Origin of the sequence: Hymenobacter glacieicola (assembly GCF_014640315.1) — a bacterium.
Classification (GTDB): Bacteria; Bacteroidota; Bacteroidia; order Cytophagales; family Hymenobacteraceae; genus Hymenobacter; species Hymenobacter glacieicola.
The window spans coordinates 101,145-114,451 of the sequence record NZ_BMGS01000001.1 but is presented as its reverse complement, the minus strand read 5'-3'; the positions used below and the strand labels follow the sequence as shown (position 1 = coordinate 114,451).

Here is a 13,307-nt window from a genome sequence, read left to right as displayed (position 1 = left end):
AGGCGCTACACGTGCGGGCGGCGGGAAATCCACTCGGTGGCCTCGCGGGCTACCAGGGCCTGAAACGCCTCCATATCGGCGGGCTTCAGCGTGTCGCCCGACGACTTTTCGTAGATGTCCCGGATTTTGTCGGCCAGGTGCTTGGCCTTTTTCGGCAGGTCTTTCTCCTGAATGTTTTCCTCGTCCAGCAAACGAAAAAGTTCTTCTTTGGGAATTGGGGAGAGGCCGCCGGGAGCTACCCAGCCGCTACCAGCATCAGAGGCGGAAGATGAAGCCATGATAAGAGAGTGTAGTGAAAGAAAGGGTAAAGAGAAAAACCTGTTTGCGGCACCTGGCCAGAGCTGCCTTATGGCCGCCTCCCCGGCTACGTCGGGTTAAGTAATTATGGGCCCGTCCTGCTACGTTTTGGCGCCGGGCGCAAAGCCGACCTTAAAGCAGAAAGCTCGGCTGGGCGGGTATGCTCGTACCTTCTCCACCTAACCAAAGGTTAGGCTTGCGGGCGGGCTTGCGGAAAATGCTCCTGCAGGATGGCGGTAACCTTTTCCTGATTCAGCGGCTTGCTGATGTAGCCCGCCACGGGCAAGCTCTTGGCTTGGGCTACGTCGCGGGAGTGCAGGGAGGTAGTGAGCAGCACAATGATGACCTGACGGTGTTGCATCCAGGTCAGTTGCTGGTAGGCATCCAGGAACTCAAAGCCACCCATAACGGGCATGTTGATATCCAGGAAAATCAGCACCGGGCAGCTGGGTGTGGCGTTTTGGCAGTGGTGTTGCAGCAGCTCCAGGGCTTCCTTGCCGTTGAGGGCTACTAGGAGCTTGTCCGCTACGTTGAGTTTTTTCAGTAAAAGCTCATTCAGGAAATTGGTAGTTGCGTCATCATCAACTAGTAGAACACTTGCAAGCCTGTTCATAGGCACCACGTATAGAAAACAGCCCGCCAGGGACCGAGGAGTTGTACATGCACTGAAACCCAGCTGATTAGCCAGGGCTCAACATCTTTTGCGCGCTGGGGGTAGGCCAGGCAGGGGGCAGGGCTAGCCGGCTTTAGGCGGGCTGCCCTACCGTCCAGCCGGCCCGCGGAACGGCCGGGCGCGGCGGGCCGGGCACCATGCGGTCAGCTATGGCGCCGGCCACAAAGGCATAAATGCCCTTGTGCACCAGGTCAATTACCTGCTCGTCGCGGGGCCAGGTCCAGGGTAGGGCGCCCACGCCGGTAGCGTTTTCCAGGGTCTGGTCGTTGAGCAGGCGCAGGTTCAGAAACAGAAAGGAGCCTACCGCCCCCCGGACGCCCCGGGCGGCCATCAGGCCCCGCACGGCGCCCAGCACGATGCCCTGGCCCCAGTGCATGGTCCAGTTCAGAGCCAGGCGCTGCTCATCGGGCTTGTGAGGCAGGCCCAGCAGGCGCTCCAGCGTGTGGGCCGGCACGTAGGAGTCGGGCCGGCGGGTGAAGCGCTGCTCTATCTTTTCGGCTATGGTCATGGCGGCTACTCCGGCCGCACCGGCCAGTATTCCCCAGCCGGCGGCTTGACTTACTTTCATCAGATGAAGTGGTAAAATGGGCGGCAGCCGCCCCGGTGAACTACACAGACCCGAGGAAGCCGGCCTTCCGCCCCTCCTCCCCCACGACTGCCCTGGTGTACGCCTACGCGCTACCGCCCGGCTCGGTTATGCACGAGCTTGGGGGTAGCAGCCCTAGCGCTGAGCTTGTCAAACTGGCCTTTTGGGCTCCGGCAGGACCCCGCCCCATTACTTTCGGCCCGGGTTGTATCTTGTCCCCCTTTCTGCGCTGATTCTCCCTTTCCTCTCCTCCCCAAGTGCCCGCAGGCAGCGGCATGGCGGCGGAACTTGCTGCTTTCCTTCCATGAATCACCTTGTATATATGAGCCGGGCGGTGCGCCCCCTGTCCGACGACGATTTGAAGGCCCTGCTGGAGCAGTGCCGCCGCGACAATGCCCAGCACGAGGTGACGGGCGTTCTGTTTTATAGCCACGGCAACATTGCCCAGCTAATTGAGGGCGACCCGGCCATTCTGGAGCCGCTCTACGAAAAGATTTCGCGCGACGGACGCCATTCCAACGTGGTGCAGCTCGTGAATAAGCCCATTGCCAGCCGCAGCTTTGCGGAGTGGTCGATGGCTTTTCACCCCCTCGCGGAAGAGGGTTTCAAGGCTCTGGAGGGCTTTTTTCTGCCCCAGCATGCACCTTCCACGCCCGACACCATGAGCATTGCCGACGCCCTGATTGTGGACCTCGTGCGCCAGGCCGTGTTTGGCCCCAGTGAGCCTACAGAGGCCCTACCCGGCCCGGCCCGTCAGTAGTTTCCCGCCCCCGCTTCCCGCCCCTCCTCCTCCGCCCGCCCCACTCCACCTCATGCGCGAACAGCAGCTTCAATCCATTCTTCGGCACATGCCTGCGGGTATTGCTACCCTGCTGGGCCCGGAGTTGCGCTACGGATTCGTGAATGAGGCCATGCAGGCCTTACTGGGCGGCAACACGCCCGAAGGCGAGCCCCTGGCAACGCACCTGAGCACCCTGGAGGCCGACCTGCTGGAGGTGATGCAGCAGGTGTACCAGTCGGGGCGGCCGTACGTGGCCAAGTCCTATTCCCTGCCCCTGGCCGCTACTGACGACAGCCCACCCACACCGCGCTACTTCGACCTGGCCCTGGAGCCCCTGCACGACGAAAACGACCAGACTCTGGGGCTGCTGCTGTTTGCCGTGGACGTGACGGCCCAGGAGGAAGCCCGGCAGCGTGCCCATGAGCTGGCCCTGGAAACCCGCCGCCTCGATGCCCGCCTGCGCGTGCTCACCGAAACGGCCCCGCTAATCACCTTCACAGTGGATGCCACCGGGCAGCACGAGTACGTGAGCCCGCAGTGGTACTACTTTACCGGCCAGCCCCCCACGGCCGATGTCAACGCCATCTGGCCCCTGCTCATCCACCCCGACGACCGGCTGCGCGTGCTCTACCAGTCGGATACGGCCCGGGCCAACGGGGTAGGCTGGAACTACGAATACCGCCTGCGCCGCCACGACGGCCAGTACCGCTGGGTGTTGAGCCGCGCCCTGCCCGAGCTGCACGCCCCCGACAAGCCCGTGTTCTGGCACGGCGCCGTAACGGAGGTGCACGACCAGCGTGAGTTGGCCGAAGCCCTACGCCGGGGCGAGGCGGAATTGCGGTTTCTGGCCGATAGTATCCCGCAGCTTATCTGGACGGCCACCGCCGAGGGCTTCATCGACTACTACAACCAGCACACATCGGAGTACACCGGCCTTTCTGCCCAGGAGTTAGGCCCTACCGGCTGGATATCCCTGCTGGAGCCCCGCGAGCAAGCCGCCGCTGCCCGGCGCTGGGTGCAGTGCGTGGGAACCGGCGAAGACTACGAGGGCATTTATCAGATGCGCCGCCACGACGGGCAGTACCGCTGGCACATCATCCGGGCCCGGCAGCTGACCGACACCCGCGGCCCGCGCTGGTTTGGCGCCTGCACCGACGTAGACGACCAGCACCGCCTGCGCGAGGTACTGCAAACCCAATATGACGAGCTGGCCCGCACCAACCGCGACTTGGACACGTTCGTGTACACCGCCTCCCACGACCTCAAGCAGCCCCTGTTTAACCTGCGCGGCCTCTTCGACGAGCTGCGTCGCGTGGCTACCTTCTCCGACCCCGAGCAGGAAGTGCTGATCCGGATGGTAGACGAAGCGCTGGGGCAGTTTGAGGGCACCCTGCAGGATCTGGCCGCTACCGTACAGAGCCAGCGGGAACTAGCCGCCCCCACCGAAACCCTGGATTTGCGCAGCGTGGCGGAAGAAGTACTGCTGGGCCTGCGCGCCCAAGTTGAGGAACTTCAGGCTGTAGTGGAGCTGCATATGAGCGAGGCGCCTACCCTGACCTACGGGCGCGCGAACCTGCGCTCCGTGCTGCACAACCTCATCAGCAATGCCCTTAAGTTTGCGCACCCTGAGCGCCCCCCGCACATACTAGTGCGCAGCAGCCTGTCAGAGACCGGTCAGCCCCAACTGCTTGTGCAAGACAATGGCCTGGGCATGAACCTGCAGACCGAGCCTACCCCGGCGTTTCATAATTTCGAGCGCCAGCACCCGCGCATACCGGGGGCCGGCGTGGGCTTGTACCTCGTGCAGCGGATTGTGGACAGCCGGGGCGGGCATCTGGCCGTCACCAGCAACGTGAACGAAGGCACCGCTTTCCTGGTGCACTGGTTTGAGTAACGACCTAGCTGAACGGGCAGGACAGCACTTATTTTCAGCTTTCAGATGCAGCCTGCTGCAGTCGGGATTGGCTGTTGCTGCTGTTGCTACTGTGCGTTTAGCTTGGGACGGGTAGAAACCAGCCCCCACCAGCCGCCAGCGCAATGTGCACCGGCTGGCCTGACTCCAAACGGTTTGCCGGTACTCTAATGGTGACCAACGTTTTAACTAGCCGGACATCCAGCTCTGCGTAGCTTCCAAAATACCGGACGGCCGTAACGCGGCCCGCTACCCCTCCGGCCCCGGCCTCTACCACCTGAAAAGCCTCCGGACGAACCAGCAGACGCTGGCCCGCCCGCATGGGTTGGCCAGCGGTGGCCAGCAGAGCCTTCGCGGCGGCACTCGTGAGCAGACTGTAGCCCCCAAACAGGCCCGCTACGTACTCCGATACGGGTTGTTGATACACCTGAGTTGGCCGGCCCTGCTGCACTAGGCGCCCCTCGTGTAGTACCAGAATCTCATCGGCCCAGGACAAGGTATCCAGCGGGTCGTGGGAGATGAGCGTGCACGTGATGCCGAGCTGGTCGCCGAGGTCCTGGATTACGGCTTTTAACAGGCGTTTGTGGCCCATGTCGAGGTTGGAGAAGGGCTCGTCCAGGAGTAGCAGCTTGGGAGAGGCGAGCAGCAGGCGGGCCAGGGCAATGCGCTGCCGCTCCCCGCCGGACAGCTGGTCGGTGCGCCGCTGGGCCAGGTGGCTGATGCGGCAAACCTCATAGAGACGCTGGGCCGCCGCTTCGGGCAGCTTGTTGGCGTAGCGCAACACCTGCTCCACGCGCAAAAACTTGGGCAGCTCAAACTGCTGCGACAGGTACGCAATGCCCGGGTGGCCGGGCATCAGTTGCTCGGCTGGGCCTTTCACGCGCGCATCCTCTAGCCACACCTCCCCAGCCGTGGGCTGCACCAATCCGGCAATGATTTGCAGCAGGGTGCTTTTTCCCGCCCCGGTTTCGGCGGCAATGGCTACTTTCTGAAACGGCTGCTGCGTAAAGCTGACCTCGTGCACGGCAAACCGCTCCCGCTCCTGCAAACTAACCCCGGAAACGCGCAACAAACTCATGGCAGCAGAAACAAGCATGGCCCGCCCCGGCAGCCACTAGCCGTAGCTTGCCCCGGCGGCAAAAACAACCCGAACCGAAAGCCATGCACCGTGGCTCCCGCTCCGAGGGGCCGAAGATAAGCACACCGGAGCGCCGGACGTTTAAGCCCGAGGCTCGCCCGCAAAAAAGGCGCCCGGCATATGCCGGGCGCCTTTCAGTACGCTGGTCAGTAAGCCGCAGCTTAGCTATTGCGCTGGTTGTAAGTCGAGTCCGTATCGGTGTTGGTGGTGCCGCCGCTGAGCCGCTCCACGTCTACCTCGGTTTTGCGTACCGTGTCGCGGATAGTTTCTTCGCGCTCGGTTACTTCTTTACCCAACGAAATTTCTTCTACCACGCGGGCTTCTTTGCCCACTACGGCACGCTCAGCGCTTTCCGTAATTTCAATTTCCCCTTCCTTGAAGGCAGCAAAGTCGGCTTCCGTGGCGGGGCGGTTAACGGGGCGACGCTCTACATTCACGTGCTCTTCGCGCAGACGCACGTTGGCTTCTACCGGGCGCTCCACAATGCGGCTGCGCAGGCGGGCACCGCCGGTTTGCTCCACCCGCTTGCCTACTTGCAGGTTTTCCTCAATTACCTGAGCAGTAGTGCCGGTTTCAGTGGTGCTGGCCGTGGTGGCGGCCCCGGTTGCCCCGTAGCTATTGCCGTACTGGTAGCCCGTCTGGCCGGCCCGCTCATCTACATCAATAGCCCCGGCTTCGTCGAGAATTTCGGCGGCGCGCTGGGCATTTTCGGCCGAGTGAGCATGCACCGTTACAACCGAGCCGCTGTTGCGGGCCACGTGCGAGTACCGACGGCTATCCTCAGAATCGTCGCCTCCGAACAGGTTGCTGAAGAAATTGCTAATACCGTCGCCGGCTTTTTCAGCCGTTCGACCGGCGGCATCGGCGGCACCCTCTACGGCCGTGCCACTGTTGTTCTGGTAGTTGCTGCTACCGCCCTGCGCGCTGCTGTAGCTGCTGCTGGAGGCTACGTCAACGGATTCAGTGCTGAAGCCGGCGGCGGCTAGGCGTTGGGCTGCTTGCTGCGCTTCGGCAGCCGATTCGAAAATTCCTACTACTGTCTGGTTCATAGCGTTCAGGAGAGTTTGGGTGAAAATGGGTAATAAGTAATTTAAGAGGCAGGTGTTGAAGCCGTTGGGGGAATGATGGTGCCGGGTGCCGGCTCGCGGGTAACCTGCACCGATTCCTGGCGCAGCACCACGCGGTGGCTTTCCTGAGTTGGTACCTGATGCTTGGTGATGTGCAGTTCTTCGACCACCAGCATGCGTTTTACGACCACCTCGCGCACCACCGGAATTACCATGGTGTCGCCTTCGTAGCGCACGCCGGGTAGGGTAGCACCATCGGCTACGTACTGGTTAACAGGTACCCGCTCTACCTGCACCTCGTCGTGCAGCAGGGTGAAGTTTAGGGCCTCCTCGTGCTCCTCCACGGTTTTTGTGAGGTGCACGCGGCCCGTTTCCACCATCTCCCGCCCAACAACGGCGTGCTCCTCAATAACGGGGAGAACCAGGGGGGCGCCGGCAACGGGTTCTGAAAGCCGGGAAGTAGATTCAGGCGTGGGAGTGGAGCTCGTGTTCATAGGGCCTTGTGTACGCCCCTGTTCCGGCCGTGTTGCTACTGCAGAGCTAGGTTTTCAGCCCGTATAATTATGGCTTTTATAATTATCTTCCTCTAACCCAACCTTTTACAAATTGGTCATTTGCAACGGATCAGCCCTACCTACCGGCTTCCCGCACGATATACTCAGGAGCTTTAAATTGTATTAAATAAACAAAAAATTGCCGTTTAAATTATCAGGAATGTCCTGCTTGTGGCCACATCTTAGGCAGTAGTCTGCTTACAAAGACAGCACAACGCCATGAAATTGTTGGTCATGCTGAGGCGCAGCCAACGCACCTGGCGTGCTGCTGTAAGATAATTCCCCAACGATTCGAGCAGGCTGCTTCAACAAGCAAGCGACAGATCAAGCAGGATAGAATAAGGTGGCTGCCTCCCGACTTACTCTGGCAGGCAGCATCTTGCTTACCTACATATGGACCAACTCAGCGACAGGAGCCACAAAAAACGCCCTGCCTTGTGGCAGGGCGTTTCCTGGAACCAGCAGCGCGAAGGCAGCCTTACTTTTTCTCCTCCACCGGAAATTTGTCGAGGATGTCCTTGGCGGCTTTGGCAAACTCCTCACCGAGGCGGGCGGGGTTGCCTACGGGGTCGGCCACGGAGCCACGCCACACTAGGTTGCGGCTGCGCGCATCAATGATATCCAGAATCATAGTGCCCTCCTTGTAGGTTTCGGTGCGGTAGCCGGTGTTGTAGTAGGGCGAGGTGTACCAGTAGCCGTAGTTGATAGGAATAAAGCGCCCCCGGTACGACATGGCGTAGGGAAAAGCGTAGTTTGGGGCCGGGGGGTTGGCCACCGTGCGCTCAGCTTCCTCAATGTAGAGGTGGTAGGTCAGGTAGAAGTCGGGGCGGGCGTTGCCGGCTACGGGCCGGATGCCGCGCTTGGCCATTTCGTTGTTAATGGCGTTCTGGATGATTTCGTCGTTGAGGGTGCTCTTGTAAATGGGGTTTTGCGAGTCGGCAGACTTCACGTCGGTTTTGGCCCAGGCGTAGGTGCGGTAGCGGCTGAAATCAGTGCCGGGTTTCTGCTGCACGGCCACAGGTGAGGAGCAGTTGCTCACGAGTGCCAACAGAAAAAGGAAGGCTGCAATTAGGGTAGGTTTCATCAGGTTTTACGTAAATGAAAGGCATAGAATGAACTCGCTATACCCTGCCGACGGCCCGGAAGTTGCGGCGCCGCTGCCGGGCAGCTCAGCATTTTTATTCTGTAGCTCAACTGTTTAGCCATTGTTTCTCACTGCCCAACCTAGCCAACAGCGCCCCCGAGAGTCCACTCCCTACCCCTGCCTTTCTCTCGGAAGCCGGATGCTACTCCCGCCACTTGCAACAGCACTTGCACTCTGAAAACCCGCGAGTTATAGGCTTCGGCGGAGCTGGTTACCAGCTTGGGCAGCAGTCTTTCCGTGAAGCTGAGCCATAACCTTTAGGCTCAGGGGTTGGTTTCTACCTACTTCCCGGCGGCATACTCGCTGGCATATTCGAGCCATCTTTCTTCTTTTCCATGGAATACACTGAATTAGGCAACTCCGGAGTCCGGGTTTCGCGCATTACGTTTGGCAGCTGGGCGGCCGGCGGCTGGATGTGGGGCGGCACGGAGCAAAACGACGCCGTGGGCGCCATCCGGGCCTCTTTTGAGCTGGGCGTGACCAGCATCGACACGGCCCCCATTTACGGGCAAGGCCTGAGCGAGGAAATTGTGGGCGAGGCCATCAAAACCCTGCCCCGCGACCAGGTCCAGATCCTGACCAAGTTTGGCATGCGCTGGGACGAGCAGAAGGGCGACTTCGGCTTCAAGAGCAAAAACAACCAGGGCCAGGACATTGACGTGTACAAGTACGCGGCCCCGGCCAGCATTATGAAGGAGTGCGAGGACAGCCTGCGCCGCCTCGGCACCGACTACATTGACCTCTACCAGATTCACTGGCCCGATAAAACCACGCCCATTGCTGAGACCATGGAGGCCGTGCAGCGCCTCGTGGAGCAAGGCAAAGTGCGCGCCATTGGGGTCAGCAACTACTCGGTGGCCCAGATGCAGGAAGCCGAGCAGGTAGTCAACTTGGCCTCTAACCAAGTGCCCTACAGCATGGTGCGCCGCGACATTGAGAAAGACGTGGTGCCCTATTGCCTGGAGCACAACAAGGCTATTCTGGCCTACAGCCCCATGCAACTGGGCCTGCTCACCGGCAAAATCAAGCCGGGCCAGCACTTTGACGCCAGCGACCTGCGCGCCACGCACCCGTTGTTTAAGCCCGAATTCGTAACCCGCGTGAATGCGTTTCTGGATAAGATTCGACCGATGGCGGAAGGCAAAAACGCCACCCTGGGTCAGCTGGTGCTGCGCTGGACGCTGGCGCAGCCCGGTATTTCAGTAGCGCTGGTGGGGGCCCGCAACGCCGAGCAGGCCGTGCAGAACGCCCACGCCATCAACGTGCAGCTTTCGCCCCAGGAGGTCGACTTCATCAGCCAGCAGTTAGAGCAAGTGCAAGGGCAGCCGGCTTAGCTTTTTCTGGTTTCAACAAACAAAAACCGCTGCCCACGTGGGCAGCGGTTTTTGTTTGCAACCTATCGGGTGCTTGCGGCCTCTACCAGTTACCCCTTATCCTTTTCTTTCACTTATTACTTCTATGCGTACACCTTTCCTCATTGCGTGTGTAGCCGGCCTGGGTGTACTGGGCAGTTGTCAGGACAAAGAAAACAGCGGAAAGGCTGCCCTAACCGGCACCCGCTGGATGCTGGTGCAGGTAGAGGACACGCCCTTGACCATCTCCAGCTACTCCGATACGTACCGCTCCTACCTGCAATTCACCGAGGACAACCGCACCGAGGGCCTAGGGCCCTGCAATTCCTTTGGTGGCTCTTATACCCTGGGCGCTTCGGGAGGTGCGCTGCGCATTAGCGAGCAGGCGGCTACCAGAATCAACTGTGCAGCGCTGGGCATAGAAACGCTGTATCTGAACGCGCTGCCCCGTACTGTAGGCTACGAAATCAAAGACCGGGAGCTGCGCCTTTTTGATGCGAGCAACTCCTTAAAGCCCCTGCTGCTGTTCAGGGCCGCTGAATAAGCAACACCAAAAAAGGCTACCCTCAAACCGGAGGGTAGCCTTTTTACTTTATAAGCGAATGAAACGCTGGTGAGCGAAGCGCTTTAGCAGGGGCTGCCGTCGAGGCCACAGGCGGCCCCGTTGGCGCCGGCCAGCTGCACCGGCTGCGGGCGCGACTCTTCCCACACTTTCTCCAGCACTTCCTGAAACAGCTCGGTAGGCTGGGCGCCAGATACCGCGTACTTATCATCAAAAACGAAGTAAGGCACCCCGCGCACGCCAATCTGGCGGGCCTGGTACTCATCGTGGCGCACCTCCTGGCCAAACTGCTCGGAAGCCAGCACCTGTTCTACCTCGGCGGCAGGCAGGCCCAGGTCGGCGGCCAGGCGAGTGAGGGTAGGCCCGTCGTTAATATCTTCGCCTTCTTCGAGGTAAGCTTTAAACAGGCGTTCCTTGGCGGCATCCTGCCGGCCGTGCTGGGCGGCCAGGTGCACCAGGCGGTGAGCCCGGAACGTATTGGCCGGCACGGCCCGGTCGAAGTCGAAAGCCAGGCCTTCCTGGGCGGCCATCTGGGTCATGTTGGCGCACATCTGGCGAGCCCACGCCTCGGTGTTGCCGTATTTGGCGGCCAGGCGCTGGTACTGGCTTGCGTTGGGCTCGGGTTTGGCTTCGGGGTCCAGCTCGAAGCTGCGCCACTGAATTTCCACGGCATTGGCGTGGGGAAACGTGGCCAGGGCCTTTTCCAGGCGCCGCTTGCCGATGTAGCAGAACGGGCACACAATGTCGGACCAGATTTCTATTTTCATGTCAGCAGAAGTTTACGAGTTCAGGCGGGTATAAGCCGCGGGGGCGGCAAAAGGTTTCGCGGCCTGCACCGGCTCCACTTACCTCGTTTCCTACGCTTGGCGCAGGGTGAAAAGCCAGTGTTTCTGCCGCCGCAGTACATGCAGTATTTCTATTGGTTACTTGCCACGGCAGGTGCCGGATTGCGGGCCGCCTAACTATTCCACATGCTTTTGCACTCTTTCGACGCGTACCTGGAGGCCGGAGGCCCGAGCTTCATGCCCACCCAAATAGTAGTGGTGCCACCGCTGGTTCTGGCCGCTCTGGGCGGCAAAAGCACCAAACGGGTGGTAGGCACCCTCAATGGCCACCCCGTGCGGCTCAGCCTGCTGCCTCAAACCGGCGGGGGGCGCTACCTCATGCTTAACAAGGACCTTTGCCAGGCTGCCGACGTGCAGGTAGGGCAGCACCTCCGGCTGTGCCTGGCGCCCGACCCCGAACCGGACCGCGTTGACCTTCCCGAGGAATTAGCCGAAGCCTTTGCCGCCTGGCCCGAGGCGGAAACTCACTTTGCGCGGCTTTCGGGAAGCATGCGGCGGGCCGTGGCCCACCACATCAGCACCGGGCGGCAGGCGGAAACCCGGGCCCGCCGGGCCGTGGAAATAACGGAGCGCCTGGCCCTGGGGGCGCACCCTTTCCGCAAGCTGTAGCTCCCCTCGCTACTTGGTCAGGATAATGCTGACTACCTTACCCGGGCCGTCGACGGTAAACTTGCAGTCGTTGAAATCGGGTGGGGCCAGGCGAGGACGCACGTTGTTGGAAAAGGCAAAGGGCTCCGTCGGGATACCCATAAAGTTCTTGTCCAACTTATCGTTGTTGTTGGTATCCTGGGTAATGGCCACGGCCCACTCGCCGGCCGGCAGCTCTACGGGCAAGCTTACCTGCCGCTGCCCGGAGGGCTTTACCACCCGCATAAAGGCGTAGCCGCCCTTGGCCAGAAATTTCTCCCGCACATTGTAAAAGTAGAGCTTCACGGTGGCGGAAGTAGAAGCCAGGGCCGATACTACCACCGTCACGGAAGTGGGGCCGCCCGCCGCCAGGCAAGCCGTTGGAGTAGCCAGTCCCAGGGCACAAATGGTGGTCAGGCAGAGGTGCTTCAATAGGTGCATAGCAGAAGGTAGGCAATAGAACAATGTCAGCCCAACACCGCTCGTTTAAAAATAATTACCCCGGCCCGCCATTTCCTTTCTTCCATTTCGTCTGGTTTTCAGCCCGAAACCTGGCTAGTTCTTACGCCTGACCATAACCGGCCGGTTGGGGTAGCTGCGGCAGGAAGCAGCAGGCCTGGCTCAGGGAAGCGTAGTAGCTGACACTCAGGCGGTAGGCACCGTGGGTGGCATTGCGCGAATACTGCTGAATGGCAATCTGACCGAACACGTTTTCGGGCCCCAGAAAGCCCAGGTGCCGAATGCCAGCGGCGTGGGCCCGGCGGTTCCAGTCGGTGGCGGCCCAGTGCTGGTCGGCGGGAAGCATGGCCCCAAACTGTCGGGTATCCGACAGCCAGCCGAGAGTAGGATATTGCGCCCGGTGTTGCTGGTACAGTTCCAAGCCTTTATCCAGCAGCCGCCGCAGGTTACGGCTATTGGCAAACCCATGCCAGCGGATTAGCAGGCAGGGCACTTCAGGCAGCAGAAGCAGCTCGCCGCAAGCCTGCGAATAAAGCGGCAGTTCAGGTTCAGAGGGAGAAGAAATGCTCATTAGGATGCGCGCAAGGCCGGGGAGAGTGGCTCCGGCCGGCTGCTAGGCCCCGTGTACGCCCCCAGCCTGCGCCTTGGTTCGCTGGCTTCGGCGAACAGCGGCGGGCTGTCGGTAAGCAGCCGTCCTGGCTGGCTTAAGCAGGCATGGGGCCGCGCTAGTACTGGCGCAGCCACTCCGCGGCCATACTGTACTCTTCGAAGGTAAGTACTAGGGGCCAGGCGCTCTGGTTTACGGAGTAGTCGGTGTGCAGGCGGCCTTGGGGGTCGGGCGAATATACCCAGGCCAAGTACTGCAAGCCCTGGTTAAACAATCGGTTGAGTACGCGGATGTTGCGCCACTCCTCCGTCGTTACGTCCATGATGGTCAGGTGAGTATTGTCGTTGAGCAGCTTATTGTACTTTCCCGCGGCTACGGTAGCCACAATCAGCTCCGAGCCCTCCAGCACGGTAGCGGCGGTTTGCCTTCCGCGCCAATCAGCATAAAGCCAGTCGTTAGCTGTGTCATAGGAGAGGCGAAGCTGGGGTAGCTCCTTGATAAGTTGCAGAGGTGAAGTAGGGGTAGCACGGGTCTGGTCAGAAGCCAGGCCTGACAAAGAAAAGCTCACTGTACTGAGGGGAATAATAGGTAGGGGACAACCAACGCACTGACTTAAAAATGGGTGAGCTGTCGTCCCTGTCTCTTCCTTACAGTAACATCGCGCGCCAACCTTTCACCAGTCCTACCACTAAATAACAACAAT

The 13,307-nt window shown here is 60.6% G+C and carries 16 protein-coding genes; 5 read left to right on the top strand and 11 right to left on the bottom strand.

What is annotated here, in order from left to right; all coding sequences use genetic code 11:
- Positions 1-5: 5 nt before the first annotated feature.
- From IEW18_RS00500 to IEW18_RS00490, 3 genes are all read right to left on the bottom strand, one after another.
- The gene (locus IEW18_RS00500; RefSeq protein ID WP_188555866.1) at positions 6-278 is read right to left on the bottom strand and encodes a hypothetical protein; all 273 of its coding nucleotides are present in this window, start codon (positions 276-278) and stop codon (positions 6-8) included.
- A 209-nt stretch (positions 279-487) separates the two neighbouring features.
- A complete protein-coding gene (locus IEW18_RS00495; RefSeq protein ID WP_188555865.1) occupies positions 488-910 on the bottom strand; it encodes a response regulator in 423 nt (140 codons plus the stop codon).
- 133 nt (positions 911-1,043) lie between these two features.
- Complete coding sequence (locus IEW18_RS00490) at positions 1,044-1,538, bottom strand: hypothetical protein (RefSeq protein WP_229728534.1); 495 nt, start codon at positions 1,536-1,538, stop codon at positions 1,044-1,046.
- 322 nt (positions 1,539-1,860) lie between these two features.
- Between IEW18_RS00490 and IEW18_RS00485 the strand changes: the two genes are divergently transcribed.
- Together IEW18_RS00485 and IEW18_RS00480 are read left to right on the top strand one after the other, a co-directional pair.
- Positions 1,861-2,316: a BLUF domain-containing protein gene (locus IEW18_RS00485; RefSeq protein WP_188555864.1), complete on the top strand. Its 456-nt coding sequence runs from the start codon at positions 1,861-1,863 to the stop codon at positions 2,314-2,316.
- 52 nt (positions 2,317-2,368) lie between these two features.
- Positions 2,369-4,231 (top strand): PAS domain-containing sensor histidine kinase, encoded by a 1,863-nt coding sequence (locus IEW18_RS00480; protein ID WP_188555863.1) that lies wholly within the window; start codon positions 2,369-2,371, stop codon positions 4,229-4,231.
- Between the two features lie 97 nt (positions 4,232-4,328).
- On the opposite strand, the gene IEW18_RS00475 is transcribed toward IEW18_RS00480, so the two are convergent.
- The 4 genes from IEW18_RS00475 to IEW18_RS00460 all read right to left on the bottom strand — a co-directional run bounded on the left by IEW18_RS00475 (position 4,329) and on the right by IEW18_RS00460 (position 8,092).
- Complete coding sequence (locus IEW18_RS00475) at positions 4,329-5,345, bottom strand: ABC transporter ATP-binding protein (RefSeq protein WP_229728533.1); 1,017 nt, start codon at positions 5,343-5,345, stop codon at positions 4,329-4,331.
- Between the two features lie 203 nt (positions 5,346-5,548).
- Positions 5,549-6,436, bottom strand: coding sequence for a YsnF/AvaK domain-containing protein (locus IEW18_RS00470; protein WP_188555862.1), 888 nt, complete (start codon positions 6,434-6,436; stop codon positions 5,549-5,551).
- Positions 6,437-6,477: 41 nt separating this feature from the next.
- The gene (locus IEW18_RS00465; protein WP_188555861.1) at positions 6,478-6,948 is read right to left on the bottom strand and encodes a YsnF/AvaK domain-containing protein; all 471 of its coding nucleotides are present in this window, start codon (positions 6,946-6,948) and stop codon (positions 6,478-6,480) included.
- Positions 6,949-7,486: 538 nt separating this feature from the next.
- Positions 7,487-8,092, bottom strand: a complete 606-nt coding sequence (locus tag IEW18_RS00460) for a DUF4136 domain-containing protein (RefSeq protein WP_188555860.1) — start codon at positions 8,090-8,092, stop codon at positions 7,487-7,489.
- A 395-nt stretch (positions 8,093-8,487) separates the two neighbouring features.
- Here IEW18_RS00460 and IEW18_RS00455 point away from each other — a divergent pair, with 395 nt between their 5' ends.
- Both IEW18_RS00455 and IEW18_RS00450 read left to right on the top strand, forming a co-directional pair.
- Positions 8,488-9,486 carry an aldo/keto reductase gene (locus IEW18_RS00455; RefSeq protein WP_188555859.1) on the top strand — a complete coding sequence of 333 codons (999 nt, stop codon included), beginning with the start codon at positions 8,488-8,490 and terminating at the stop codon, positions 9,484-9,486.
- A gap of 124 nt (positions 9,487-9,610) precedes the next feature.
- A complete protein-coding gene (locus IEW18_RS00450; RefSeq protein WP_188555858.1) occupies positions 9,611-10,048 on the top strand; it encodes an META domain-containing protein in 438 nt (145 codons plus the stop codon).
- 83 nt (positions 10,049-10,131) lie between these two features.
- On the opposite strand, the gene IEW18_RS00445 is transcribed toward IEW18_RS00450, so the two are convergent.
- On the bottom strand, positions 10,132-10,833 hold the full coding sequence (locus IEW18_RS00445; RefSeq protein ID WP_188555857.1) for a DsbA family oxidoreductase: 702 nt from the start codon (positions 10,831-10,833) through the stop codon (positions 10,132-10,134).
- Between the two features lie 204 nt (positions 10,834-11,037).
- On the opposite strand from IEW18_RS00445, the gene IEW18_RS00440 reads away from it, so the two are divergent.
- Positions 11,038-11,520 (top strand): YdeI/OmpD-associated family protein, encoded by a 483-nt coding sequence (locus tag IEW18_RS00440; protein ID WP_188555856.1) that lies wholly within the window; start codon positions 11,038-11,040, stop codon positions 11,518-11,520.
- A gap of 9 nt (positions 11,521-11,529) precedes the next feature.
- Here IEW18_RS00440 and IEW18_RS00435 read toward each other — a convergent pair whose 3' ends face one another.
- The 3 genes from IEW18_RS00435 to IEW18_RS00425 form a co-directional block, all read right to left on the bottom strand.
- A complete protein-coding gene (locus tag IEW18_RS00435) occupies positions 11,530-11,979 on the bottom strand; it encodes a DUF2141 domain-containing protein (protein WP_188555855.1) in 450 nt (149 codons plus the stop codon).
- 121 nt (positions 11,980-12,100) lie between these two features.
- Positions 12,101-12,568, bottom strand: a complete 468-nt coding sequence (locus IEW18_RS00430; protein ID WP_188555854.1) for a hypothetical protein — start codon at positions 12,566-12,568, stop codon at positions 12,101-12,103.
- A 154-nt stretch (positions 12,569-12,722) separates the two neighbouring features.
- Positions 12,723-13,172, bottom strand: a complete 450-nt coding sequence (locus tag IEW18_RS00425; protein ID WP_188555853.1) for a hypothetical protein — start codon at positions 13,170-13,172, stop codon at positions 12,723-12,725.
- Positions 13,173-13,307 lie beyond the last annotated feature (135 nt).